Annotated in this window: 21 protein-coding genes and 5 tRNA genes; all 26 read right to left on the bottom strand. The window is 51.5% G+C overall.

The genetic code is table 11. The features are described 5' to 3' along the window. Window positions 1–113 precede the first annotated feature (113 nt). Window positions 114–4,196 (bottom strand): DNA-directed RNA polymerase subunit beta, encoded by a 4,083-nt coding sequence (rpoB, locus tag ACGHZ6_RS02195; RefSeq protein ID WP_390617149.1) that lies wholly within the window; start codon window positions 4,194–4,196, stop codon window positions 114–116. A gap of 295 nt (window positions 4,197–4,491) precedes the next feature. After that, window positions 4,492–4,863: a 50S ribosomal protein L7/L12 gene (gene rplL / locus ACGHZ6_RS02190; RefSeq protein WP_390617148.1), complete on the bottom strand. Its 372-nt coding sequence runs from the start codon at window positions 4,861–4,863 to the stop codon at window positions 4,492–4,494. 99 nt (window positions 4,864–4,962) lie between these two features. Beyond that, window positions 4,963–5,460, bottom strand: coding sequence for a 50S ribosomal protein L10 (rplJ, locus tag ACGHZ6_RS02185; protein ID WP_390617147.1), 498 nt, complete (start codon window positions 5,458–5,460; stop codon window positions 4,963–4,965). A gap of 299 nt (window positions 5,461–5,759) precedes the next feature. Further along, window positions 5,760–6,455, bottom strand: coding sequence for a 50S ribosomal protein L1 (gene rplA, locus ACGHZ6_RS02180; protein ID WP_390617146.1), 696 nt, complete (start codon window positions 6,453–6,455; stop codon window positions 5,760–5,762). A 1-nt stretch (window position 6,456) separates the two neighbouring features. Beyond that, on the bottom strand, window positions 6,457–6,891 hold the full coding sequence (gene rplK / locus ACGHZ6_RS02175; protein WP_390617145.1) for a 50S ribosomal protein L11: 435 nt from the start codon (window positions 6,889–6,891) through the stop codon (window positions 6,457–6,459). A 181-nt stretch (window positions 6,892–7,072) separates the two neighbouring features. Beyond that, window positions 7,073–7,606 carry a transcription termination/antitermination protein NusG gene (nusG, locus tag ACGHZ6_RS02170; RefSeq protein ID WP_390617144.1) on the bottom strand — a complete coding sequence of 178 codons (534 nt, stop codon included), beginning with the start codon at window positions 7,604–7,606 and terminating at the stop codon, window positions 7,073–7,075. Between the two features lie 9 nt (window positions 7,607–7,615). Continuing rightward, window positions 7,616–7,984, bottom strand: coding sequence for a preprotein translocase subunit SecE (secE, locus tag ACGHZ6_RS02165; RefSeq protein WP_390617143.1), 369 nt, complete (start codon window positions 7,982–7,984; stop codon window positions 7,616–7,618). Window positions 7,985–8,030: 46 nt separating this feature from the next. After that, window positions 8,031–8,106, bottom strand: a tRNA-Trp gene (locus ACGHZ6_RS02160). A 55-nt stretch (window positions 8,107–8,161) separates the two neighbouring features. Beyond that, window positions 8,162–9,385 (bottom strand): elongation factor Tu, encoded by a 1,224-nt coding sequence (gene tuf, locus ACGHZ6_RS02155; protein WP_390617142.1) that lies wholly within the window; start codon window positions 9,383–9,385, stop codon window positions 8,162–8,164. 127 nt (window positions 9,386–9,512) lie between these two features. Beyond that, window positions 9,513–9,588, bottom strand: a tRNA-Thr gene (locus ACGHZ6_RS02150). An 84-nt stretch (window positions 9,589–9,672) separates the two neighbouring features. Further along, a tRNA-Gly gene (locus ACGHZ6_RS02145) sits at window positions 9,673–9,746 on the bottom strand. A gap of 81 nt (window positions 9,747–9,827) precedes the next feature. Then, window positions 9,828–9,911, bottom strand: a tRNA-Tyr gene (locus ACGHZ6_RS02140). A gap of 113 nt (window positions 9,912–10,024) precedes the next feature. Continuing rightward, a tRNA-Thr gene (locus ACGHZ6_RS02135) sits at window positions 10,025–10,100 on the bottom strand. Between the two features lie 71 nt (window positions 10,101–10,171). Further along, window positions 10,172–10,927, bottom strand: coding sequence for an SPOR domain-containing protein (locus tag ACGHZ6_RS02130; RefSeq protein WP_390617141.1), 756 nt, complete (start codon window positions 10,925–10,927; stop codon window positions 10,172–10,174). Between the two features lie 32 nt (window positions 10,928–10,959). After that, window positions 10,960–11,724 carry a type III pantothenate kinase gene (locus ACGHZ6_RS02125; RefSeq protein ID WP_390617139.1) on the bottom strand — a complete coding sequence of 255 codons (765 nt, stop codon included), beginning with the start codon at window positions 11,722–11,724 and terminating at the stop codon, window positions 10,960–10,962. 13 nt (window positions 11,725–11,737) lie between these two features. Further along, on the bottom strand, window positions 11,738–12,712 hold the full coding sequence (birA, locus tag ACGHZ6_RS02120; RefSeq protein ID WP_390617138.1) for a bifunctional biotin--[acetyl-CoA-carboxylase] ligase/biotin operon repressor BirA: 975 nt from the start codon (window positions 12,710–12,712) through the stop codon (window positions 11,738–11,740). A gap of 16 nt (window positions 12,713–12,728) precedes the next feature. Continuing rightward, window positions 12,729–13,886 (bottom strand): alanine racemase, encoded by a 1,158-nt coding sequence (gene alr / locus ACGHZ6_RS02115; RefSeq protein WP_390617137.1) that lies wholly within the window; start codon window positions 13,884–13,886, stop codon window positions 12,729–12,731. 109 nt (window positions 13,887–13,995) lie between these two features. Continuing rightward, window positions 13,996–14,466, bottom strand: coding sequence for a MarR family winged helix-turn-helix transcriptional regulator (locus ACGHZ6_RS02110; protein ID WP_390617135.1), 471 nt, complete (start codon window positions 14,464–14,466; stop codon window positions 13,996–13,998). Between the two features lie 44 nt (window positions 14,467–14,510). Next, window positions 14,511–14,990, bottom strand: a complete 480-nt coding sequence (locus tag ACGHZ6_RS02105) for a glutathione peroxidase (protein WP_390617133.1) — start codon at window positions 14,988–14,990, stop codon at window positions 14,511–14,513. Between the two features lie 356 nt (window positions 14,991–15,346). Beyond that, on the bottom strand, window positions 15,347–16,111 hold the full coding sequence (locus tag ACGHZ6_RS02100; protein WP_390617132.1) for an SDR family oxidoreductase: 765 nt from the start codon (window positions 16,109–16,111) through the stop codon (window positions 15,347–15,349). 189 nt (window positions 16,112–16,300) lie between these two features. Next, entirely contained in the window at window positions 16,301–16,777 is a 477-nt protein-coding gene (gene greA, locus ACGHZ6_RS02095) for a transcription elongation factor GreA (protein WP_390617131.1), read from the bottom strand. After that, window positions 16,777–19,995, bottom strand: coding sequence for a carbamoyl-phosphate synthase large subunit (carB, locus tag ACGHZ6_RS02090; RefSeq protein ID WP_390617130.1), 3,219 nt, complete (start codon window positions 19,993–19,995; stop codon window positions 16,777–16,779). Before carB ends, greA begins: the two co-directional genes overlap by 1 nt. 34 nt (window positions 19,996–20,029) lie before the next feature. After that, window positions 20,030–21,166 carry a glutamine-hydrolyzing carbamoyl-phosphate synthase small subunit gene (gene carA, locus ACGHZ6_RS02085; protein WP_390617129.1) on the bottom strand — a complete coding sequence of 379 codons (1,137 nt, stop codon included), beginning with the start codon at window positions 21,164–21,166 and terminating at the stop codon, window positions 20,030–20,032. A gap of 366 nt (window positions 21,167–21,532) precedes the next feature. Continuing rightward, window positions 21,533–23,077, bottom strand: coding sequence for a methyl-accepting chemotaxis protein (locus ACGHZ6_RS02080; RefSeq protein ID WP_390617128.1), 1,545 nt, complete (start codon window positions 23,075–23,077; stop codon window positions 21,533–21,535). A gap of 129 nt (window positions 23,078–23,206) precedes the next feature. Next, entirely contained in the window at window positions 23,207–23,764 is a 558-nt protein-coding gene (locus ACGHZ6_RS02075) for a YfiR family protein (protein WP_390617126.1), read from the bottom strand. A gap of 251 nt (window positions 23,765–24,015) precedes the next feature. Further along, complete coding sequence (gene dapB, locus ACGHZ6_RS02070) at window positions 24,016–24,822, bottom strand: 4-hydroxy-tetrahydrodipicolinate reductase (protein ID WP_390617125.1); 807 nt, start codon at window positions 24,820–24,822, stop codon at window positions 24,016–24,018. Between the last annotated feature and the right edge of the window lies 1 nt (window position 24,823).

Genomic DNA, 24,823 nt, shown 5'->3' with positions numbered 1-24,823 from the left:
GCGGTTCCGAATTTGGCTTGCCGCGTTTGCCGCAAGCCTTTATTCACAGCGGGTAGGTCTCTTTATAAAAACAGTACTTACCCGCCCCAGATCCTCAATAGTTCAGTATGACGTTAGGAGTCGTGCTCCAGCTCCATATTGATACCCAGCGAGCGAATCTCTTTAACCAGTACGTTAAAGGATTCTGGCATACCAGGCTCCATACGGTGGTCGCCATCAACGATGTTCTTATACATCTTGGTACGACCGGCCACGTCATCAGACTTAACGGTAAGCATTTCCTGCAGAGTGTAAGCAGCACCGTATGCTTCCAGTGCCCATACTTCCATCTCCCCGAAACGCTGACCACCGAACTGTGCCTTACCACCCAGCGGCTGCTGAGTAACCAGGCTGTAAGATCCGGTTGAACGGGCATGCATCTTGTCATCAACCAGGTGGTTCAGTTTCAGCATGTACATGTAGCCAACCGTGGTGTGACGCTGGAATGCATCACCGGTACGACCGTCATACAGTTGAACCTGACCGGTATCGGACAGATCAGCCAAGCGCAGAAGATCTTTAATTTCAGATTCTTTTGCACCATCAAATACCGCAGTTGCCATAGGCACACCGGCACGCAGGTTGCCAGCCATTTCCAGAAGCTCTTCATCAGAGAAGGACTTCAGATCTTCTTTGGCTGTGGCGTCGCCAGTCTTGTTGTAGACCTCTTCCAGGAACTTGCGGATTTCAGCAACTTTCTTCTGCTCTTCGAACATGGCGTTGATCTTGTCACCCAGACCACGGGCAGCCATACCCAAGTGCATTTCCAGAACCTGACCCACGTTCATACGCGACGGCACACCCAGTGGGTTCAGTACGATATCAACAGGCTCACCGTTGGCATCGTATGGCATATCTTCCACAGGCATAATCACGGAGATTACACCCTTGTTTCCGTGACGACCGGCCATCTTGTCACCCGGCTGGATGCGACGCTTGATTGCCAGGTAAACCTTAACAATCTTCAGTACGCCTGGCGCCAGATCATCGCCGGTTTCCAGCTTGCGTTTCTTGTCTTCGAAACGCTCGTCCAGATCCTTGCGACGCTCAGCCAGCTGCTCTTCAGCACGATCCAGCTGTTCATTCAATGCATCGTCGGTCATGCGGATCTTGAACCAGGATTCGTTATCCAGCTCATCCAGAATCGCGTCAGTCAGCGCTTCGCCTTTCTTCACGCCTTTACCGCCAGCAGCCTTTTGGCCAACCAGAGCAGCACGCAGACGCTCGAAAGTAGCCTGCTCAACAATGCGATACTCTTCGTTCAGATCTTTACGGATCTCGTCCAGCTGGGACTTTTCAATCGCCAGAGAACGCTGATCTTTTTCCAGACCGTCACGGGTGAACACCTGAACGTCGATAACAGTACCCTTGGTACTGGTAGGAACACGCAGAGAGGTGTCCTTAACGTCAGACGCCTTCTCACCGAAGATCGCACGCAGCAGCTTTTCTTCTGGCGTCAGCTGGGTTTCACCTTTAGGTGTCACCTTACCTACCAGAATGTCACCAGGGCCAACTTCTGCACCGATGTAAACAATGCCGGACTCATCCAGCTTGCTCAGTGCACCTTCACCCACGTTCGGGATATCGGCAGAAATTTCTTCACTGCCCAGCTTGGTGTCACGTGCAATACAGGTCAGTTCCTGAATGTGGATAGTGGTGAAGCGATCTTCTTTAACCACACGCTCGGAGACCAGGATGGAATCCTCAAAGTTGTAACCATTCCACGGCATAAAGGCGATGCGCATGTTCTGACCCAGTGCCAGCTCACCCAAGTCTACGGATGGGCCGTCGGCCAGAATGTCACCGCGAGCAACCAGGTCACCGGTCGATACGATCGGACGCTGGTTAATGCAGGTGTTTTGGTTAGAGCGGGTGTACTTGGTCAGGTTGTAGATATCTACACCTGCATCACCGGCTTCAACTTCTTCGTTGTTGGCTTTAACCACAATACGGCTGGCATCAACACGCTCGATAACACCGCCACGCTTGGCCACCACACAGACACCGGAGTCAGCAGCTACATTGCGCTCCATACCGGTACCTACCAGTGGCTTCTGCGCCTTCAGAGTAGGCACGGCCTGACGCTGCATGTTCGATCCCATCAATGCACGGTTTGCATCATCGTGCTCTAGGAATGGAATCAGCGAGGCTGCTACGGATACCACCTGACGTGGTGATACATCCATATACTCAATTTCGTCGGCACTCTTTAAGGTAAATTCACCGTAGTGACGAACAGAAACCAGCTCTTCAACAAACTTGTTGTTTTTGTCCAGCTCCGCAGAAGCCTGCGCAATGACATAGCCAGCTTCGTTAATCGCGGACAGGTACTCGATCTCATCGGTAGCAACGCCATCAACCACTTTACGGTAAGGTGCTTCCAGGAAACCGTAGCTGTTAGTACGCGCGTAGGTTGCCAGAGAGTTAATCAGACCAATGTTTGGACCTTCAGGGGTCTCAATTGGACATACACGACCGTAGTGAGTCGGGTGTACGTCACGCACCTCAAAGCCGGCACGCTCACGGGTCAGACCACCAGGGCCCAAGGCAGAAACACGACGCTTGTGAGTCACCTCAGACAGCGGGTTGTTCTGGTCCATAAACTGGGACAACTGGGAAGAGCCGAAGAACTCTTTCACTGCTGCAGCAACTGGCTTGGCGTTGATCAGATCCTGAGGCATCAGGCCTTCAGATTCCGCCATGGACAGACGCTCTTTAACAGCGCGCTCAACACGTACCAGACCAACACGGAACTGGTTCTCGGCCATCTCGCCCACAGAACGCACACGACGGTTACCCAGGTGATCGATATCATCGACAACACCCTTACCGTTACGGATATCGATCAAGGTCTTCAGTACATCAACGATATCTTCGTTGGACAGGGTGCCTTCACCGGTATCTTCACCGCGCGCCAGACGACGGTTAAACTTCATACGGCCAACGCCAGACAGGTCGTAACGCTCTTGCGAGAAGAACAGGTTCTGGAACAGACCTTCAGCAGATTCTTTGGTTGGCGGCTCACCAGGACGCATCATGCGGTAGATTTCTACCAGTGCTTCCAGCTCGCTGCGGGTCGGATCGATACGCAAGGTATCGGAAATGAACGGACCGCAATCCAGGTCGTTGGTGTACAGGGTTTCCAGCTCGGTAATACCCGCAGCAACAACCTTTTCCAATACTTCTTCAGTAATCTCGGTGTTACATTCAAACAGTAACTCACCGGTATTGGCATCAGCCAGATCGCGCGCCAGAGAGCGGCCCAACAGGTAGCTTGAAGGCACAGACAATTCGGTCACGCCGGCTTTTTCCAGCTGACGAATATGACGTGCAGTAATACGACGACCCTCTTCTACCAGTACCGCGCCTTTGTCATCTTTAATGTCAAAGGTCGCTACATCACCGCGCAGACGCGATGGAACCAGCTCCAGAGTGAAGTCATCACCCTTAACGTGGAAGCTACTGGTTTCAAAGAACATCTCCAGCATTTGCTCAGAGGTATAACCCAGAGCGCGCAGCAGGATAGACGCAGGCAGTTTACGACGACGGTCGATACGTACGTAAACCAGATCCTTTGGATCAAATTCGAAGTCCAGCCAAGAACCACGGTAAGGAATCACACGAGCTGAGTACAGCAGCTTACCGGAAGAGTGAGTCTTGCCCTTATCGTGATCGAAGAACACACCAGGTGAACGGTGTAACTGGGAAACGATGACACGCTCGGTACCATTAATAACGAAGGTACCGTTATCAGTCATGAGTGGAATTTCACCCATGTAGACTTCCTGCTCTTTAATGTCCTTAATGGACTTATTGGCAGAGTCTTTATCATAAATAATCAGGCGTACTTTTACGCGCAGAGGCACAGCGAAAGTTACGCCGCGCGAAACACATTCGTTCACATCGAAAGCAGGCTTGCCGAGTACGTAGCTTACGTACTCCAGGGCAGCGTTCCCTGAGTAGCTTACGATCGGGAAAACAGATTTAAAGGCTGCGTGAAGGCCGACATCCAGGCGTGCTTCAGGCGATAAATCGGCCTGAGTGAACTTACGGTATGAGTCCAGCTGTATCGCCAGGAGGAACGGGACATCCATGACATGCGGCAACTTGCCGAAATCCTTACGGATACGTTTTTTCTCAGTATATGAGTAAGCCATCAATATTCCCCAGCTTGTTACGGATAGGCATCTTGGCCGAAAGCGCGGGTGGCGCTTTTAATATTCAGCTTTTGTTTTTTCAACATAGGCTCCTTTCAACATCAGGCGAGCCAACCATCTTCGCAATAGGACACCCAAGATTCCCTTTGGTGACTTACTACTCAATCTTTTAGCTTAAAGCCTTTCAACTAAAAGCTTCCGTAGACTGTAAACGGAAAAAGGCCGGCGGATAAAATACATCCACCAGCCTTAAGCCTTGCTTATAAAACAGGGCTTTGCTTGCGCAAGAAATTAATTACTTAATTTCTACGGTAGCGCCAGCTTCTTCCAGAGCAGCTTTGGCTTCTTCGGCAGCTTCTTTAGAAACGCCTTCCTGGATAGGAGCAGGAGCACCTTCAACCAGAGCTTTAGCTTCTTTCAGGCCCAGACCGGTGATGCCGCGAACAGCTTTAATAGCGTTCACTTTCTTGTCACCAGCAGAAGTCAGAACTACGTCGAATTCAGTCTTCTCTTCAGCAGCGCCACCAGCGTCGCCACCAGCAACAGCAACAGCAGCGGCAGCAGCAGTTACGCCAAACTTCTCTTCCATTGCTTCGATCAGTTCAACAACGTCCTTAACGGACATCTCAGCAACAGCATTGATGATATCTTCTTTAGTCAGAGACATGAGTCTATTCCTAATTTACGGGAGCCTTTAACGCTCAACATGTGATGCGCGGGCTCAAACAATAATTTTGAGTGAAAACAGCTAATCCTATATAAGGAATTAAGCAGCTTCCTGTTCTTCTTTCTGGTCGCGAATGGCCGCAATAGTGCGAACCAGCTTGCCAGCGGCAGCTTCCTTCATCACGCTCATCAGCTTGGCGATAGCTTCGTCGTATGTTGGCAGGCTTGCCAGCATAGCTACGTCTACCACATCACCTTCAAAGGCAGCTGATTTTAACTCCAGCTTGTCATTTTCTTTGGCGAAGTCACGCAGAATACGTGCGCCAGCACCTGGGTGCTCGTTAGAAAATGCAATCAGAGTCGGGCCAACAAAAACGTCATTCAGACATTCGTAGTCGGTACCCTCTACAGCGCGGCGTGCAAGAGTGTTACGAACGACTTTTAACCAAACGCCGTTCTCACGAGCCTCTTTACGCAGAGCAGTCATGTCAGTAACCGTTACACCACGTGCATCGGCAACAACAGCAGACAGAGCGCCCTGGGCAGCTTCTTGGACTTCAGCGACAATCGCTTTTTTGTCGTCAAGATTCAGTGCCACGAGATTTCTCCTGGATTTGATTAACCTTCTATTTACTCTTTCAAGCAGATGGAAAAGCTAATCGTTACATTTACTCTCCCTCAAGATGAGTGAGAGCGTTTACTCGGTGATCAAATCCAGCTAATTCTGAATTGGGTCTCACCGTCTGCGTAGGAAATTAAGAAAAGCTGTTATACCACCAACTCTTCACCTACGGTCTTTGACGGTCTGCAATCGAGATACTTTTCAGCAACCTAACTGCAGACCCCAAAGTTCTTTTAAATCAGCCGTCTCTTAATAAGAAGCAATTAAATCTGCTCTTAAACTTCCAGAGACGCCTGATCAATAACAATACCTGGGCCCATAGTGGTGCTCAGGGAAATTTTCTTCAGGTATACACCTTTAGCGGAAGCAGGCTTGGCCTTTTTCAGGTCAGCCAGCAGCGCTTCCAGGTTCTCTTTCAGCGCAGACGCCTCAAAAGATACCTTACCGATACCGCCGTGGATGATGCCACCTTTGTCAGCACGGAAACGCACCTGACCAGCCTTGGCATTCTTAACAGCAGTTGCAACGTCTGGTGTTACAGTGCCGGTTTTAGGGTTAGGCATCAGGCCACGTGGACCCAGGATCTGACCCAGTTGACCAACAACACGCATAGCAGCAGGATCAGCAACAACAACGTCGAAGTCCATGTTGCCAGCTTTAACTTGCTCAGCCAGATCTTCCATACCTACCAGATCAGCGCCAGCTTCTTTAGCGGCATCTGCATTAGCACCCTGGGTAAATACCGCAACGCGGACGTCTTTACCGGTACCATTTGGCAGAGTGGTAGCACCACGAACAGCCTGGTCAGATTTACGAGGATCGATACCCAGGTTGATAGATACATCAACGGTCTCAGAGAACTTAACAGTAGACAGCTCTTTCAGCAGGGCAACAGCGTCTTCGAGGCTGTACTGCTTGGTGCGGTCAACTTTCTCTTGAAAGGCGCGAGCGCGCTTAGATAATTTAGCCATGTTACACAACTCCTTCCGTTTCCAGACCCATTGCACGGGCAGAACCGGCAATAGTACGTACCGCTGCGTCCATATCGGCAGCAGTCAGGTCAGGTTGCTTGGCAGTGGCAATTTCTTCCAACTGAGCACGGGTAACTTTACCCACCTTCTCAGTGTTAGGACGGCCAGAACCGCTCTTGATGCCAGCAGCTTTCTTCAGCAGGAAGGACGCTGGAGGCGTCTTCATGGTAAAAGTAAAGCTACGGTCGCTGTATACGCTGATTACAACAGGTACAGGCGCACCGTTTTCCAGGCCTTGAGTCTGGGCGTTAAACGCTTTACAGAACTCCATGATATTCACACCGTGCTGACCCAGAGCTGGACCTACAGGGGGACTTGGGTTGGCCTGACCAGCAGGCACCTGCAGCTTAATATAAGCTTCAACTTTCTTAGCCATAGTGATTACTCCCAATTTGGGTGTTAGCGCCTCCCTCAGGCTGTGGCGCAGCCGGAGATCTTAGGCTCCCCTGTCTTTGCAACCTGCAGACCATTTATAGTCAACATTTTGCAAAGACGCGAAAGCCCTCTTCCACTTTTACGCAGAAGAAGGCCAAAAAATCGTCAAATGCGGGCTTTAATTAGGTCTTTTCAACCTGCCCAAATTCCAGCTCTACCGGAGTAGAACGGCCGAAGATCAGCACTGCAACCTGCAGGCGGCTCTTCTCGTAGTTAACTTCCTCAACAACACCGTTGAAGTCGTTGAAAGGACCATCGATAACACGAACCATTTCACCTGGCTCGAAGATAGTCTTAGGCTTCGGCTTATCGGTCGAATCATCGACACGCTGCAGAATTGCATCAGCCTCTTTCTCAGTAATCGGCGCAGGCTTGTCAGCCTTACCACCAATAAAGCCCATCACTCGTGGCGTATCTTTAACCAGATGCCATGAGTCGTCATTCAGCTCCATCTGCACCAATACATAGCCAGGGAAGAACTTACGCTCGGACTTGCGTTTCTGTCCGCCACGCATTTCCACAACTTCCTCGGTTGGCACAAGAATCTCGCCAAACTGGTCCTGCATACCATGCAGCTCTACACGCTCTTTCAGCGTTGCAGCGACCTTTTTTTCGTAACCGGAGTAGGCGTGTACCACATACCAACGTTTAGCCATGCGTCACCTCTAGCCGATGATCAGAGAAGCTAACCAGCCCAACAAGCTGTCCAGCCCCCACAAAATAACCGCCATAACCAACACAACCGCAACAACAACCAAGGTCGTTTGATTCACTTCCTGACGGGTTGGCCATACAACGCGACGCACTTCTACCTGAGCTTCTTTCATCAGCTCCCAGAAGGCGTGCCCTTTGGCAGTATTCACTGCGACCACTACTGCCACACCCATAATTGCTACCAGCGCCAACACGCGGTACAACAGGGCAATATCAGAGTAATACGCATTACCTACAACACCTGCAGCTACAAGCACAGTAGCCACTAGCCATTTCAGGCCATCGAGGCGAAATTCCGGCGCTTCGACCTTTGCATTCATGAGCTCAACTGACCTCAGCTATCAAAATGGGTGTTTAGGATTTAAATGGCAGGCCACGAGGGACTCGAACCCCCAACTTTCGGTTTTGGAGACCGACGCTCTACCAATTGAACTAGTGGCCTGTAAATTTTGGTTGCTGACCGCCTTATCGGCAGCCAGCGACCGAATCATCGAATATTACTCGACGATTTTAGCTACAACACCAGCACCAACGGTACGGCCACCTTCGCGGATTGCGAAGCGCAGACCTTCGTCCATGGCGATTGGAGCAATCAGGGTAACTTCCATCTGGATGTTATCACCTGGCATTACCATCTCTACGCCCTCTGGCAGCTCACAAGCACCAGTTACGTCAGTAGTACGGAAGTAGAACTGTGGACGGTAGCCTTTGAAGAACGGGGTGTGACGACCACCTTCTTCTTTGGACAGTACGTAAACCTCAGAGGTGAACTTGGTGTGAGGAGTGATAGAACCTGGCTTCGCCAGAACCTGACCACGCTCAACTTCGTCACGCTTGGTACCACGCAGCAGAACACCAACGTTCTCACCGGCACGACCTTCGTCCAGCAGCTTGCGGAACATCTCTACACCAGTACAGGTAGTAGTCGTGGTCTCTTTGATACCAACGATTTCGATTTCCTCACCCACTTTAACGATACCGCGCTCAACACGACCGGTAACAACGGTACCACGACCCTGGATAGAGAATACGTCTTCGATTGGCATAATGAAGTCACCATCGATAGCACGCTCTGGCTCAGGAATGTACTCGTCCAGAGTCTCAACCAGCTTCTTAACAGCAGAAGTACCCAGCTCGTTGTCGTCTTCGCCGTTCAGGGCCATCAGAGCAGAACCCGGGATGATTGGAGTGTCGTCGCCTGGGAACTCGTAAGTGTCCAGCAGCTCACGCAGCTCCATTTCAACCAGTTCCAGCATCTCAGCGTATTCTTCAGAATCAACGCCGCCACAGTCTTCAGCCAGCAGGTCAGCTTTGTTCAGGAATACAACGATGTAAGGTACACCAACCTGACGAGACAGCAGGATGTGTTCACGGGTCTGAGGCATTGGGCCGTCAGTCGCGCCACATACCAGGATAGCGCCGTCCATCTGAGCAGCACCGGTAATCATGTTCTTAACGTAGTCGGCGTGTCCTGGGCAGTCTACGTGAGCGTAGTGACGAGTCGGAGAATCGTACTCTACGTGAGAGGTCGCAATGGTAATACCACGCTCGCGCTCTTCTGGTGCGTTATCGATACCGTCGAAAGCAACGGACTCACCGCCCCATACTTCTGCACATACACGGGTCAGAGCCGCAGTCAGAGTAGTTTTACCGTGGTCAACGTGACCGATGGTACCAACGTTTACGTGCGGCTTCGACCGCTCAAAAGTTTCTTTTGCCATTGCGAGCGTCTCCCAAACTGAAACAAGCCAAGCAAGTGATTAAAAAGGTGCTTAACACCAACCAAATACAAAACTTACAAACAACAAACAGCCGCGAACACCAATTCTGGCGATCGCGGCGGAATAGTGGAGCTCTTGAGCGGATTTGAACCGCTGACCTCACCCTTACCAAGGGTGTGCTCTACCAACTGAGCTACAAGAGCGAAAACTCCAATCCAGCAATCTCTGACTAAAGACTTAGCCTTGCAACTTTAACCTTGCAACCTATACCTTGTAACAACAGAAACTGGAGCGGGTAGCGGGAATCGAACCCGCATCATCAGCTTGGAAGGCTGAGGTTCTACCATTGTACCATACCCGCTGAATTCACCCGGCTTACAGCGCCCGTTGCAACTGGGCTTGCCAGATAACGTACAGATAACATCTATACGCTTTTAAATAATGGTGCAGGGGGGTGGATTCGAACCACCGAAGCTTGCGCGTCAGATTTACAGTCTGATCCCTTTGGCCACTCGGGAACCCCTGCCAAACGAGGCGGCATTGTCCGCCTCAGACTCGTAATTGTCAACAGTGCCACCAAGATTTTCTTAGTAAAAACACATGCTTACAACATAAACATCGAGTCAAATGTCGAGAAAATGGAGCTGGCGAGAGGAGTTGAACCCCCGACCGGCTGATTACAAGTCAGCTGCTCTACCAACTGAGCTACGCCAGCTCGACACCACAACCAAACTGTCGCCTATTTCGGCCACCGCTTAACGTGGAGGCGCGATTCTAGGGAAACTTTTATTCGGATGCAACACCTGGACAGAAATTTTGTCGTAACTCCAGTGCAGTTTCTTTATCCAGTAACTTTTTCCACAGGTCATCGTCGATTTTTTCAGCCTCAACAGGCTCCAGCACCACCCAAATCTCTTCGTAAGTGCGCTCCATCTCCTCAACCTGGGCCGGATAGCCCTGCCCCACTATCTCCTGCTGTCGAGTCTCAGCCGCCTCAACCGAACTGAACAAGCCCAGGGAGATACCATTAGCCAGATCGCCCTTCGGAATGACATAGCTGTCTATCTTCTTACCCTGCAGCTCATGCAACAAACGCAACGCCTTCTTCTTTGATACCTCGGCAGGCAGATACACCCAAAAAGCGCTCTCCCCTGGCACTTCCATCTGCTGCACGGCACCCGCTATCTCCAGGGCCCGCAGATGTTCGACAAAATACTCAGCCTCAAGCAGAGCCGGAAACGCCCCCACCAGGGTACATAATTGCTGCTCAGATCCCTCCTCCGTCCCAGCAACCTGCTCAACCGCCTCCAGACGTAGCCGCTCTTTAGCCCGCACCATCTCTTCGAGCTTTGCCGCCTTCAACTCTTCCAGCAATACCAGTGACTCACCGCTGCCAGCACCCGCCACCTTCACTGAGGCAACCTTAGCGGACGAAACCTTAGTCGGCGAATCAACAGCTTGAGACGACTGCTGAGCATCCCACCAGAACCAACCAGCGGCCACGATATTAATGACCACTAGCGCCCAAAAAATCCCTCGCATTTATGCTTCACCCTTTTCCATGCACTTTGCACCTATTGCCTGTAAGCGCAATACGCCAAACCATCCAACACCAAATCCTGACAATATTCAGCACCTTCCGGCAACAACGCCAACACCCTCTCGGCATCACCACCCGTCACCCAAATATTTATCGGCCCGCCACTTAAGCTGGCCAAACGCGATTTAGCCTCAGCAACCAAGCCCGCTACCATCAGCGGCAGACCATGATTGACCGCCTCATTTGTATTTTGACCCGGACCACAATCGCCACTAACAACACCCTCAGCCACCTGAACAGCATCGGTATCTTTAAACAGCGCCCGCCGCATCAACTGCAAGCCGGGCACAATATAACCACCAAGGTGCTGACCCGCTTCAGATACCAGGTCAACCGTCACAGCACTGCCACAGTCAATCACCAAGTGAGCACCCGCCCTACGATTAAATGCAGCCAGTATTGCCAGCCAGCGATCCACGCCCAAGCGCGAGCAATCGGCATAGGCATTCTTCACTCCCGCCTGCTGAGGCGTTACACAGGCAACAGACAAAGGCTGCCGCCAATGCGCTTCACTATAGCGCAGGAGAGACTGCAAAAGCGCATCACCCGCCACACTGGTAATACAAACAGATTCAGGCACAATCGCATCCGGCAAAACAATCTGCTGCCACAGCACATCGGTAAATTGCCCGCCATGAGCAAATACACCGCGTACAACTACTTCTTCCAACCCAGCGTCACCACCCGACAGCAGCCGCCACTTTACGCGCGTATTACCTGCATCCAATTCCAATCGCATTAGTCGATCTCAACTAAGATGGCACACTACGCAGCGACACTTCGCCGCCGCTAAACTGTTTTTCGACACCATCAACCAGCACCCTGAGCGCACCAACACCGGTAACACCTATGGCCTCACCCTGCTCATGCATTTTGATGGTTTGAATTAGCACATCGCAATTCTGGTAAGCATGCATAGCCTCCCACTCATCTTTATATGCGGCAAAACCTGTTTGCTGAAAACTATCCAACAACGGTAACAGCTCTGTCAGCATGGCCGCCACCAACTGATTGCGCGAGTAATCGGGCACTATCGAAGCCACATCAACCCAGGGCTGATCAATATCCTCTGCCGAGCGCTCCGGCATAGTCACATTCAACCCCACACCAACAACAACCTGACATGGGCCGGCAACATCACCGCTCATCTCCAGCAAAATGCCCGCAAGCTTGCGCCCCTGCCACAGCAGGTCGTTAGGCCATTTAAGCTGCACACCTTCCACGCCACAGGATTTTAGGGCGCGAACCAGGGCAACCCCGACGGCCAAACTCAACCCCTCCAGCGCGGCTGCACCGCCCTCAAATTCAGCCACTGCTGACAGATAAATATTACTACCAAAAGGGCTCACCCAGGTGCGCCCACGACGACCACGGCCTGCAGTTTGATACTCAGCCAAGCACACATAACCATGACTCGACTGCGATTCTATTCGCTGCATCGCATGCTGATTGGTTGAATCGATTGTCGACAACACGTCCAACTCAGACAACAAACTCTTCGCACTGGCATCAACCCCAGCCAATATTTTTTCGCGCGACAGCAATTCCAAACCACCCGGCAAGCGATAGCCCTTACCCTTAACCGATTCCAGATGGAGACCAAGGCTTTCCAGTTTTTGCGCATGCTTCCAGACGGCCGTGCGGCTCACCCCCAACACATCGCCGAGATCTTTACCGGAATGAAACTCGCCATCGGCAACCAATGACAATAACGCCTGCATATCCATTCTGTTTTCCTAAACCCTAATCTTTGCCACAATCGGTATCCCAATCGGTGCCCCAATCGGTATAGGATCGCTCATAGCGATCCCCCAAGCTGGTTAATATTTCATAACCTATCGTACCCGCCGCCACGGCCACATCATCCACACCCTGATGCTCACCCAGCAACTCAATATAGGCCTCACCTTCCGGCGGCAACTTATCTTCCGGCACAGCGGTAATATCAAACACCGTAGTATCCATAGATACACGCCCAACCACAGGCACCTCAATACCGGACAGCCAACCTCGGCCGGCACCACCTGAACCACCCACAGCGCGATGAATACCGTCGGCATAACCACCCAGCACCACAGCCAAACGCGAAGCACGCTGCAACTGATGCTCAGCACCGTATCCCACCGTGCCGCCGGCCTCCACCTCACGAATTTGCACAACCGGCAGACGTAGTGACACCACAGACTCCACCGGAGACGTTTTACCCGGCACAGGATTCACACCGTACAGAGCCGCACCAGGACGCACCAAATCAAAATGCCACTCCTGTCCCAAAAACACACCGGAGGAATTCGCCAGCGTTGACTTAATATTTGGCAACAACTGCTTCACTTGCGATAGAGCCGCTTCAAACACCTGTAACTGCTGCTGATTAAGCGGGTGAGCAACCTCATCCGCGCACGCCAAATGACTGATAAACCAAAGCGGCTGCACCGCCTGCAACAATTCAGGCTCATCCAGTAGCGCTTGCAACTCAGATTGACTAAAACCAAGACGCCCCATACCGCTATCAAACTTAATGGCACAGGGAGCCGGCTCAGCAAGATGGCTCTGCGCCTGATGCCAACGCTCAAGCTGAGCACGACTGAACAGCACCGGCTGCAACTGATACTCCAGACAATAGGATTCAAAGCCCGGACGCAGACCATCAAGCACAAAGATAGTGGCATCAACCGATAACAGACGACGCAGATTTACGCCCTCATTAACTGTCGCTACAAAGAAAAAACGACAACCCTGCTCATACAACGCAGGCGCAACTCGCTCAATACCCAAACCATAGGCATTAGCCTTGGCCACAGCGGCACACACACAGTTGGGCCCAATACGATCCTGCAAGCGCTGCCAGTTACGACGGATAGCGCCCAAGTCGATTGTTAAAAGTGCTTCACTGCAAACCATGAACTACAGAATTCCCAAACCATCAAAGGTTTGGAATCTTCCCAGAGATCGGAAGGGAAATCCAGAAACAACCCGCAACAACAGGCTCAATATGGGGTATTTGAGAACCCTAAGAGATCTTTTTAAGAAAACCGCGCAAACCTTCACGCAACTCAGCAACCGATTCACGGGACAAACCATTTTCCTCATCCATGGCTTCCCGCCCCTCATTAACCCAGACTAACGCCTTGGCTCGCAAGGCCACCCCCTCTTCAGTTAGCTGCAACAACACACGACGCTCATCCATCTCATCGCGCTGACGCGTGAGCAGACCAGATGCCTCCAAGCGCTTTAGCAAAGGCGTCAAGGTACCGGAATCCAGCATCAAACGCTGACCCAGCGCACTCACCGTACGATCCTCTTCGCCTGACTGATGCCACTCCCACATCACCATCAACACCAGATACTGAGGATAGGTAATCCCCAAATCTTTTAGCATTGGCTGATAGGCCTTGGTCATCGCGCGCGAGGCGGCATACAGCATAAAACACAACTGCTGATCCAAAAGGATTGCTGATTCATCAATCTTATCTGCCGCCATTACTCGCTCGCTTTATCTATAACTTAAAAACTACAACCACTTACTTACAACAAGGCCTCAACAGCCGCCTCGAGAGACTCAGGCTTATCCTTAGGTGCAAAACGCTTAACCACCATACCGTCTTTATTGACCAGGAACTTGGTGAAATTCCACTTAATGCCCTTGGTACCCATAATGCCAGGCGCCTGCTGCTTTAGATGGTTGAACAGAGGGTGCGCATTGTCGCCATTAACATCGACCTTGGCAAACAGCGGGAAGGTTACACCAAAATTCAACTCACAGAATTCACTGATATCACTGGCCGTACCTGGCTCCTGCTTACCAAACTGGTTACATGGGAAGCCGAGGATCTCCAAGCCCTTATCCTTGTACTTCTGATACAGAGCCTCCAAGCCCTTGTACTGAGGAGTGAAACCGCACTTACTGGCCGTATTCACCACCAGTAACACCTTACCCTTGTAGTTCTCCAGCGGTAATTTCTCGCCCGCAATGGTTTCTGCCTCAAAATCAAATACCGCACTCATAGCTTCACCCTAACATTTAGCAAAATTAGATTGTGCAAAATATAATATTCAAGATTACTCCACCCTGCAACCCCCAAATATTGGCACAAAGGTGAGGAGGTAGGCGGGGAAGCTGCTCGCAGCAATCAGCCCATGCTTAAGCGACCGGAAAAAGTCAGGGTAGTCGCGGAGGTTGTCTGAGCGCTTTTAGCGTCTCTTTTGAAAACATTGGCGCAGCACTGACTTTTTCCTGCCGCTTATGGGCGCGAAGAGAAGCTTCCCCCGCCTGCCTCCGGATTTAAAAGCACAGCCATAGAACGCAAAAAGCCCGCCTCAACAAAGAGGCGGGCTTTTCAAATCACTGGGAATATAAAGTCTTACAGCCCCATACCACCAGAAACCTCAATCACATCACCAGACAGGTAATCATTCTCGAAAATCTGCACAACAGTCTGGGCAATGTTACTTACATCGCCAATACGCTTCAGCGGTACCGCACCAGCAATCATATTCAGCGCATCCTCAGGCATAGAGCGCAGCAGCTCGGTCTCAATAGTACCCGGGGCAATCGCCATAGAACGGATATTGTACTTACCCAACTCTTTAGCCCATACACGGCTCTGAGCCACAATACCGGCCTTCGCGGCAGAGTAGTTGGTCTGACCGAAGTTACCGTGATAAGCAATGGAGGACATGTTAACAATAACACCCTCTTCCACACCCAACTCAACCATATGCGCAGCCGCCTCACGAGCACACAGGAAAGCACCCTTCATGTGTACATCAACCACCAGGCTATAGTGGTCGGCAGACATCTTCTTAACCACCTTACCGTCTTTCACCTTGATCAACTGAGCATCACGCAGAATACCGGCGTTGTTAACCACACCATGGATAGCGCCAAAGTCAGCCACAATCGCATTAAAGGTATTTACTACCGTCTCTTCGTCGGCAACATTGCAGTTATAGGCACGCGCCTCAGAACCTGCCTCAGCAACCAGAGCAACGGTTTCGGCCATTGCCTCATCATCCAGGTCCAGCACAGCCAGCTTGGCGCCCCTGTTAGCCAGGTACACCGCAATCGAACGACCAATACCACGACCACCACCGGTAATCGCTACAACCTTACCTTGAATATCCATCAATCTCTCCTCAGGAACTCGCCGCTCAGGCCTGTCGCCTTGCGGTCATTACTTAATATTACTGGACACCTACTATGCGCTGTTTCGACGCCCGGCGGAATGTTGAATGCACTCAATTGAACTTGTCGAAAGCGCTCAAAAGAAAAAAGGCAGCCGAAGCTGCCTTTTTCTCGATAATGCCATTACGCCTTAGACGTATTTCACATCATCAATTTCGTAGGCAACCTCACCACCAGGCGTAGTTACAGCCACCTCATCACCAATAGACTTGCCGATCAGCGCACGCGCGATTGGCGAGCTAACAGAGATCATATTGTTCTTCACGTCAGCCTCATCATCACCCACAATCTTGTAGGTCACTTCCTCATCGGTGTCGACATTGATGATCATCACGGTAGAGCCGAAGATCACCTTCTCACCTTCCGGAATTGTCGTCACATCAATGATCTGGGCATTGCTCAGCTTACCTTCAATTTCCTGAATACGACCTTCGCAGAAACCCTGCTGCTCACGGGCAGCATGGTATTCAGCGTTTTCCTTTAGATCACCGTGCTCACGAGCCTCGGCAATGGCCTGCACGATACGTGGACGCTGAACCTTTTTCAGATCATCCAGCTCCTCGCGAAGCTTTTCCGCACCGGCAACAGTCATTGGAAATTTATTCATTAGTGAATTCTCCCGTGCAAGTCCTGCAGACGACGCACATCCTGCTCCTTACCGAAACGCAGCGCCATGCAAATAGCTTCTGCGGCAGCCAACGTAGTGGTGTAATAAACACCGCCATTCTCAGCACTACGACGAATAGACGCAGAGTCTTTAATGGCCTGCTTGCCTTCGGTGGTATTGATCACCATATCAATCTCACCGTTCTTCATCATATCAACAATGTGCGGACGACCTTCAGCAACCTTATTAACGGTAGTCACATCCAGACCAACTTCGCTCAGCACACTAGCTGTACCGCGAGTCGCTACCAGCTTGAAGCCCAGATCTGCCAATTCCTTACCTACGGCAACCACACCATCTTTGTCGCTATCGCGAACACTGATAAAGGCAGTACCTGATTCAGGAATTCGATCACCGGCACCCAACTGCGCTTTAGAATAAGCTTCAGCGAAAGTATCACCGACACCCATTACCTCACCGGTAGACTTCATCTCTGGACCGAGAATCGGGTCAACCGCCGGGAACTTATTAAACGGGAATACAGATTCTTTAACACTGTAGTAATCAGGCACCACCTCTTTGGTGAAGCCCTGCTCAGCCAGCGTTTTACCCGCCTGACAACGTGCCGCCACTTTCGCCAGAGACGTACCAATGCACTTGGATACAAACGGCACAGTACGCGAGGCGCGAGGGTTAACCTCGATCACGTAGATCTCGCCGTCCTGATAAGCCAACTGGGTATTCATCAGACCAACTACACCCAGCTCCAGCGCCATTTTTTTCACCTGCTCGCGCATTTTATCCTGCACATCTTCAGGCAGAGAGTAAGGCGGCAGAGAACATGCTGAGTCACCGGAGTGAACACCACACTGCTCGATGTGCTGCATGATCGCACCGATCACCACATCTTTACCGTCAGATACCGCATCCAGATCAACTTCGATCGCATTGTTAAGGAAGTGATCCAGTAGCACAGGTGCATCATCAGATACCTGTACCGCTTCACGCATATAGGTGCGCAGCTCTTCTTCCTTGTAAACGATTTCCATGGCGCGTCCACCCAGAACATAGGATGGACGTACAACCAGCGGGTAACCCACCTCAACAGCCATACGCACTGCTTCTTCAGTAGAACGCACAATCGCATTGGACGGCTGCTTCAATTCCAGACGGTGCAGCATTTGCTGGAAACGCTCACGGTCTTCAGCACGGTCAATCGCTTCTGGCGAGGTACCAATAATAGGCACACCTTCAGCTTCCAGGGCACGGGCCAACTTCAATGGTGTTTGACCACCGAACTGAACGATAACGCCTTTGGGTTTTTCTTTATGAACAATTTCCAGTACGTCTTCCAGGGTTACCGGCTCGAAGAACAGGCGATCAGACGTATCGTAATCGGTGGAAACCGTTTCAGGGTTACAGTTCACCATGATGGCTTCGAAGCCATCTTCACGAGCAGCAAGGGCGGCGTGCACACAGCAGTAATCGAACTCGATACCCTGACCAATACGGTTAGGACCACCACCCAGAACGATAATTTTTTCACGCTCACTTGGGTTGGCCTCACACTCTTCTTCATAGGTTGAGTACATGTAAGCCGTAGAGGTGGAGAATTCTGCCGCACAGGTATCAACACGCTTGTAGACCGGACGAATATCCAGTTTCTGACGGTGATGACGCACAGTCTTTTCGCTAACACCCAGCAGCTCACTCAAACGCTTATCGGAGAAGCCTTTACGCTTTAAGCGGAACAGTGTGTCGGCATCCAGGTCAGTCAAAGGCTTGGAAGCCAGAGAGGCCTCGATATCCATCAGCTCTTTGATTTGCACCAGGAACCAACGATCAATCTTAGATGCATCAAACGCTTCATCAACGCTCATGCCTGCACGGAAAGCATCGGCCACATACCAGATACGCTCAGCACCCGGGGTGGAAAGATCACGACGGATACGCGCCATGGCGTCGTCGCTACTCCGATCAACAATCGGCTCGAAACCGGCAGAACCTACTTCCAAACCACGCAGGGCTTTTTGCAGAGATTCCTGGAAGTTACGACCAATCGCCATCACTTCACCCACAGATTTCATCTGGGTGGTCAGGCGGGCATCGGCATCACCAAATTTTTCAAAGGTGAAGCGAGGAATCTTGGTAACAACATAATCAATGGAAGGCTCGAACGAAGCCGGGGTTGCGCCACCGGTAATATCGTTCTGCAGCTCATCCAAGGTGTAACCCACGGCCAGCTTGGCGGCGATTTTGGCAATCGGGAAACCAGTCGCCTTTGAAGCCAGTGCAGATGAACGCGATACACGCGGGTTCATTTCGATAACAACTAAACGACCATTGTCCGGGTTCACCGCAAACTGCACGTTAGAACCACCGGTTTCTACGCCGATTTCACGCAGTACCGCCAGCGAGGCGTTACGCATGATTTGTAATTCTTTATCGGTCAGGGTTTGTGCTGGCGCCACAGTGATGGAATCACCGGTGTGCACACCCATGGGGTCAAAGTTTTCAATCGAACACACGATGATGCAGTTGTCGTTTTTATCACGCACAACTTCCATCTCGTACTCTTTCCAACCCAGCAGAGATTCATCGATCAGCAGCTCGTTGGTTGGCGACAGGTCCAGACCACGGTTACAGATCTCTTCAAACTCTTCCCAGTTGTAAGCGATACCGCCACCGGAACCACCCATAGTGAAAGACGGGCGAATAATCACCGGGAAACCGAACTTCTTCGGCACTTCCAGGGCTTCTTCCATGGAGTGAACGATTTCAGCGCGTGCACACTCCAAACCGATACGCTTCATGGCCTGATCAAACAGGTTGCGATCTTCAGCCATATGAATGGCATCACGGTTGGCACCAATCAGCTCAACGTTGTACTTCTCCAGTACACCGTTATCGTGCAGATCCAGCGCACAGTTCAACGCGGTCTGGCCACCCATGGTCGGCAAAATAACATCCGGACGCTCTTTCTCAACGATCTTGGCAACGGTTTGCCACTCGATCGGCTCGATGTAAGTGGCATCAGCCATGGCCGGATCGGTCATGATAGTTGCCGGGTTGGAGTTCACCAGGATGACCCGGTAACCCTCTTCGCGCAGTGCCTTACAGGCCTGAGCACCGGAGTAGTCAAATTCACAGGCCTGGCCGATTACGATCGGGCCCGCACCCAGGATAAGAATACTTTCTATGTCTGTTCTTTTTGGCATTGTTAGCTCTGTCTTTCGCTATACGCTTGTGTAGTTATTTACGGGCTTGCATCAATTCGATGAAGTGGTCAAACAAAGGCGCCGCATCGTGCGGACCAGGGCTGGCTTCAGGGTGACCCTGGAAGCTGAACGCTGGTTTGTCGGTGCGGTGAATACCCTGCAGAGATCCATCGAACAAAGATTTGTGAGTCACACGCAGGTTGTCCGGCAGACTGCTTTCGTCAGCAGCAAAACCGTGGTTCTGACTGGTAATCAGCACAGTGCCATCGTCTACGTTTTGTACCGGGTGGTTACCACCGTGATGACCGAATTTCATTTTTACGGTCTGCGCGCCACTGGCCAACGCCAACAACTGGTGACCCAGGCAGATACCGAATACCGGAATATCGGTTTCCAGGATCTCTTTGATCGCGGCAATAGCGTAGTCGCACGGCTCGGGATCGCCAGGACCATTGGACAGGAAAACACCGTCCGGATTCATAGCCAGCACTTCAGACGCAGGCGTCTTAGCAGGCACAACGGTCAGCTCACAACCGCGATCGGCCAACATGCGAAGAATGTTGCGCTTCACACCGAAATCGTAGGCGACGACTTTAAATGTAAAGTCAGTTTGCTCAACGTGCCCCTTACCCAGCTGCCAGCTACCTTGAGTCCACTTATAGGTCTCTTGGGTGGTGACCTCTTTGGCCAGATCAAGGCCTTTCAAACCACCAAAGGCTTTAGCGGCTTCCAGCGCCTTAGCATCGTCAACCTCACCGGCCATAATGCAGCCATTCTGCGCTCCCTTATCGCGCAGGATACGGGTCAGACGACGGGTATCAATATCGGCAATACCGAGGATATTGCGATCCTTCAGGTATTGATCCAGAGACTGCTCATCTCGGAAGTTACTGGACAGTAATGGCAGATCGCGAATCACCAACCCTTTAGCCCAGATGCGATCACACTCTTCATCTTCGCTGTTAGTGCCCACATTACCAATGTGAGGGTAGGTCAGGGTTACGATCTGTTGGGCGTATGAGGGATCGGTCAGGATCTCCTGATAGCCTGTAATGGCGGTATTAAAGACCACTTCACCGACGGATTGTCCGTCGGCACCAATGGCCGTGCCTCGAAAGATGCTGCCGTCTGCAAGAACCAGAATGGCGGGGCGATGAGCACCTGTAGTCAAGTCAACCTCCTAAGGGTGGCGGATGTAAACAAAAATCAAAATTCTCTATCTTTAGACCGAGCGAAACCGCATGCACGAGGCACGTTTTTCAGAAAGTTTGCTGGAATTTACCCGGTCGCAAGTCGCAAAAAAGCGAGATGAAAAACTACGTCCCATCTCGCTTTTTATCAATTCGCTATAACGACCTTTTCTACTCGCTACCTATTCGCTACCACTGAATTTGATCATCATCAGTGTAGTAGGCTGTCGCGGCTTTGGCCAAGTTCGATCTAACGCGGCATTCTACTGGAAGGAGGGGGTGCCTGTCCATAAATCAAACAAGCCACCCACCACTTTTTTTGCCATAACCCTACGTGACATAAGGCCTTAGAGTTTGAACTGACGAACAATGCTCGCCATGCTGGAGGCCATATTAGCCAACTGCGCAGTGCTGGACGCGATTTCCACAGACCCCTCTGAGGTCTGACGGGCCACATCGGCAATATTGTTCATATTGTGCTCCATCTCGCGGGTTGCGGCACTCTGCTCTTCCGAGGCGCTGGCGATCTGGTTGGTCTTATCCTTAATGGAACTCACACCTTCGGTAATAGCTTCCAGCGAACGACTGGCATCCGCGGCCTTGGCCACAGACTCGCTAGCCTGCGCCGTGCCCTTCTCCATCATGGATACCGCTTCCTGAGCACCGGACTGCAGGCGCTCAATCATCTCGTGAATTTCCTGGGTGGAGCTTTGGGTACGAGAAGCCAGAGTACGAACCTCATCCGCTACAACCGCAAACCCTCGACCCTGCTCACCGGCACGTGCCGCCTCAATCGCGGCGTTCAAGGCCAGCAGGTTGGTTTGCTCGGCAATACCGCGAATCACATCCAGTACCGAACCGATATTCACCGTCTCCTGACGCAGACGCTCAATCACCTCAGCCGCCTCATTAATATCGGTAGCCAGGCTTTCGATTTGCGCCATGGTGTCAGTAACCACCAACTTACCGCTCTTAGCTTCAGCGTCGGCTTGCTCGGCATTATCTGCGGTCTGAGCGACATTGTGGGCAACATCCTCAACCACAGCAGCCATTTCTCGTACTGCGGTAACCACTTGCTGAATTTCGGATTGTTGACTTACCACTCCGCGCTCGGTTTCCTTGGCGGTATCGGATAGCTTGTCGGCATTATCATTCAGATCGGTAGAGGTCACCGAGAAGTCACCAATGATTGTGTGCACTTTCTCAATAAAGGTGTTAAACCAGCGCGACAACTGCCCCACTTCATCTTCGGTATTCACGGGCAGGCGACGAGTAAGATCCCCCTCACCCTCGGCAATATCCTTCAGCGCTTCAACCACCGCATTGATAGGCTTAACGATGCCGGCCTGAATCACAAAGGAGATAGCCGCTGCCAGGGCACTGATCACCAACACGGTGGCGACTGAACTCCACACGGCACTGCTGGTCGCCTCTTCCAGCTCTTTAAGGTCGACCTTCATATAGATGGTACCCACCTTGGCTCCATCCGCCTTGATAGGCTCGAACAAAGTCAGGTATTTATCATCAACATTGAGCTTTTGAGATTCAGCATTACTGGGGAAGCCTGCTGGCAGGGAACCACCACCCTGCTGTCCACGCTTGTACCACACGAAGGGGCGACCACTTTCACCATAGATCACCGCACCTTCAATACGGGCACTGTTGGAAAGCGTCTTGAGCGTATCACCTGCCGATGCCTTATCCCCAAAGGCCATGGCTCCGGCGGTGCTGCCCCCCACAATTCGAGCCAAAGTGACCGAATCCTTAGAGATGGCCTGATTAAGCCGCCCGATCTCCATATTTACAGAGACGATGCTTGAAACAATAACCGCAAAAATACTGGTTACCGTCACCCCGAGAAGAACTTTCCACTTTAAAGACAAACTACCCATAACATTTCATCCGACTGTTTTTTTGTTATTCGCTGCCACCCTTGACGGGCGTACCTTCTGGCATCACTCAATTGACACCGACAGGAATATGGATACTTACACTGCAGGTTCCGCTACCTTGCACCCTTACTATTGTAATAAGGCTCCCAGCTTTAACTGGGCTCGCTCTATGACCGTGCGATTCAACTGCATGGCTACCTGCTTTCCGCGCCCAACAAAGCCAACCATGCCTCCCTGGGCGGCAAATCCTTCTGCGTCACTCACAGTCAATATAGGAAGGTTATCGAGCGGTTTAATAATTTCTTTAATGGTATGTGCGTGTGTTTCATCAATAAAAACTATCTGACACTGCCGCAACCCACCAAGCTGATCCAGGTTGAAGTGCTTTAGCCGAATTCTGTGTCGACCTACTCGCCCCTTCTGCAAGCGCTTACTTACCTCCAACCCCAGAGATTCTTTACCAACCATGCACACCCAAAATGGTGAACCGGAGGACTTGAAGACAGTCTCCGGCCAATCAACATTACGCGCAAAGTAGTAAATATAGTGCCCAATGATTTCGCGGCCTTCCTGAGTATCAGCGACCCCTGCTCGAGCCTCTACCATGGCCACCTGCAAGATACTCAGTAATACACTCAACGACAGCCCCAGGGTACGCCCCCCTGCGAGCCATGAGGTTATTCTCATTATTATTCTCCAGCCCTTTTCCTATGCCATAACAGACAGCCTCCCAAAGACTGCAGAACTCCAGGGTCTCACACTCCAGCATAGACCCCTGAGTTTGTTTAACAACCATTGCTTCTAAGTTCCATGATCCCACAAGCCATAGTTTCCACAGCGGTTTGGCGTCAAACTCAACATAGGCCCACCATAAAAACATAAAAAAACCCGCACATCCATACGGAATATGCGGGTTTCTTAGGCTATTTAGGTATGGATTAGCGCAAAGCTAGAACATCCTGCATATCGAATAAACCTGAATCTTTAGCTGCCAACCAGGTAGCCGCACGTACGGCACCACGGGCAAACGACATACGGCTGGACGCCTTGTGGGTAATCTCAACGCGCTCACCATCAGCCATAAACATTACCGTGTGATCACCTACCACATCACCACCACGCACCGTGGCAAAACCTATGGTTTCACGCTCGCGAGCACCGGTCTGACCTTCGCGGCCATAGATAGCCACTTCGCGCAGATTGCGGTTAACGCCTTCAGCAACAGCTTCACCCATGGCCAACGCAGTACCGGATGGGGCATCGACCTTGTGACGATGGTGCGCTTCGTAGATTTCGATATCGTAATCATCGCCCAGGGTCTCTGCGGCCTGCTTTAACAGCTTCAAGCAAACGTTAACGCCGGTACTGAAATTCGCAGCCTTACACAACGCGGTCTGCTGCTGATTCGCCAGCAACTCAGTTTCCTGCTCAGGGGTAAAACCCGTAGTGCCGATAACGATCTTTTTACCCTTGGCTGCGCACGCCGCCGCATTCGCAAGCGTTGCCACCGGAGCAGTAAAGTCGATCAGCACATCAAAATCATCAATCACATCATTGATGTCGCCAGCAACGGCAACACCATTTTTACCCAGGCCAGCCAGCTCACCAGCATCAGCACCAATTAAAGAGCTGTCCGGACGCTCCAGCGCGGCAGTAAGCTCGGCACCTTCTGCCAGGGCAACAGCTTCAATTAAGGTTTTCCCCATACGACCGGCGGCACCAGTCACTGCGATTCTTACGGTCATT

The sequence above is a fragment of the Maricurvus nonylphenolicus genome (genome assembly GCF_042854845.1).
Lineage (GTDB): Bacteria > Pseudomonadota > Gammaproteobacteria > Pseudomonadales > Cellvibrionaceae > Maricurvus > Maricurvus nonylphenolicus.
This window is presented reverse-complemented; position numbering and strand designations above follow the sequence as displayed.

Excerpts from the sequence above, each read along its gene's own strand:
- rpoB (WP_390617149.1), bottom strand. The coding sequence starts at position 4,196 with ATGGCTTACTCATATACTGAGAAAAAACGTATCCGTAAGGATTTCGGC.
- rplL (WP_390617148.1), bottom strand. The coding sequence starts at position 4,863 with ATGTCTCTGACTAAAGAAGATATCATCAATGCTGTTGCTGAGATGTCC.
- rplA (WP_390617146.1), bottom strand. The coding sequence starts at position 6,455 with ATGGCTAAATTATCTAAGCGCGCTCGCGCCTTTCAAGAGAAAGTTGAC.
- rplK (WP_390617145.1), bottom strand. The coding sequence starts at position 6,891 with ATGGCTAAGAAAGTTGAAGCTTATATTAAGCTGCAGGTGCCTGCTGGT.
- nusG (WP_390617144.1), bottom strand. The coding sequence starts at position 7,606 with ATGGCTAAACGTTGGTATGTGGTACACGCCTACTCCGGTTACGAAAAA.
- secE (WP_390617143.1), bottom strand. The coding sequence starts at position 7,984 with ATGAATGCAAAGGTCGAAGCGCCGGAATTTCGCCTCGATGGCCTGAAA.
- tuf (WP_390617142.1), bottom strand. The coding sequence starts at position 9,385 with ATGGCAAAAGAAACTTTTGAGCGGTCGAAGCCGCACGTAAACGTTGGT.
- ACGHZ6_RS02130 (WP_390617141.1), bottom strand. The coding sequence starts at position 10,927 with ATGCGAGGGATTTTTTGGGCGCTAGTGGTCATTAATATCGTGGCCGCT.
- ACGHZ6_RS02125 (WP_390617139.1), bottom strand. The coding sequence starts at position 11,724 with ATGCGATTGGAATTGGATGCAGGTAATACGCGCGTAAAGTGGCGGCTG.
- birA (WP_390617138.1), bottom strand. The coding sequence starts at position 12,712 with ATGGATATGCAGGCGTTATTGTCATTGGTTGCCGATGGCGAGTTTCAT.
- alr (WP_390617137.1), bottom strand. The coding sequence starts at position 13,886 with ATGGTTTGCAGTGAAGCACTTTTAACAATCGACTTGGGCGCTATCCGT.
- ACGHZ6_RS02110 (WP_390617135.1), bottom strand. The coding sequence starts at position 14,466 with ATGGCGGCAGATAAGATTGATGAATCAGCAATCCTTTTGGATCAGCAG.
- ACGHZ6_RS02105 (WP_390617133.1), bottom strand. The coding sequence starts at position 14,990 with ATGAGTGCGGTATTTGATTTTGAGGCAGAAACCATTGCGGGCGAGAAA.
- ACGHZ6_RS02100 (WP_390617132.1), bottom strand. The coding sequence starts at position 16,111 with ATGGATATTCAAGGTAAGGTTGTAGCGATTACCGGTGGTGGTCGTGGT.
- greA (WP_390617131.1), bottom strand. The coding sequence starts at position 16,777 with ATGAATAAATTTCCAATGACTGTTGCCGGTGCGGAAAAGCTTCGCGAG.
- carB (WP_390617130.1), bottom strand. The coding sequence starts at position 19,995 with ATGCCAAAAAGAACAGACATAGAAAGTATTCTTATCCTGGGTGCGGGC.
- ACGHZ6_RS02080 (WP_390617128.1), bottom strand. The coding sequence starts at position 23,077 with ATGGGTAGTTTGTCTTTAAAGTGGAAAGTTCTTCTCGGGGTGACGGTA.
- ACGHZ6_RS02075 (WP_390617126.1), bottom strand. The coding sequence starts at position 23,764 with ATGAGAATAACCTCATGGCTCGCAGGGGGGCGTACCCTGGGGCTGTCG.
- dapB (WP_390617125.1), bottom strand. The coding sequence starts at position 24,822 with ATGACCGTAAGAATCGCAGTGACTGGTGCCGCCGGTCGTATGGGGAAA.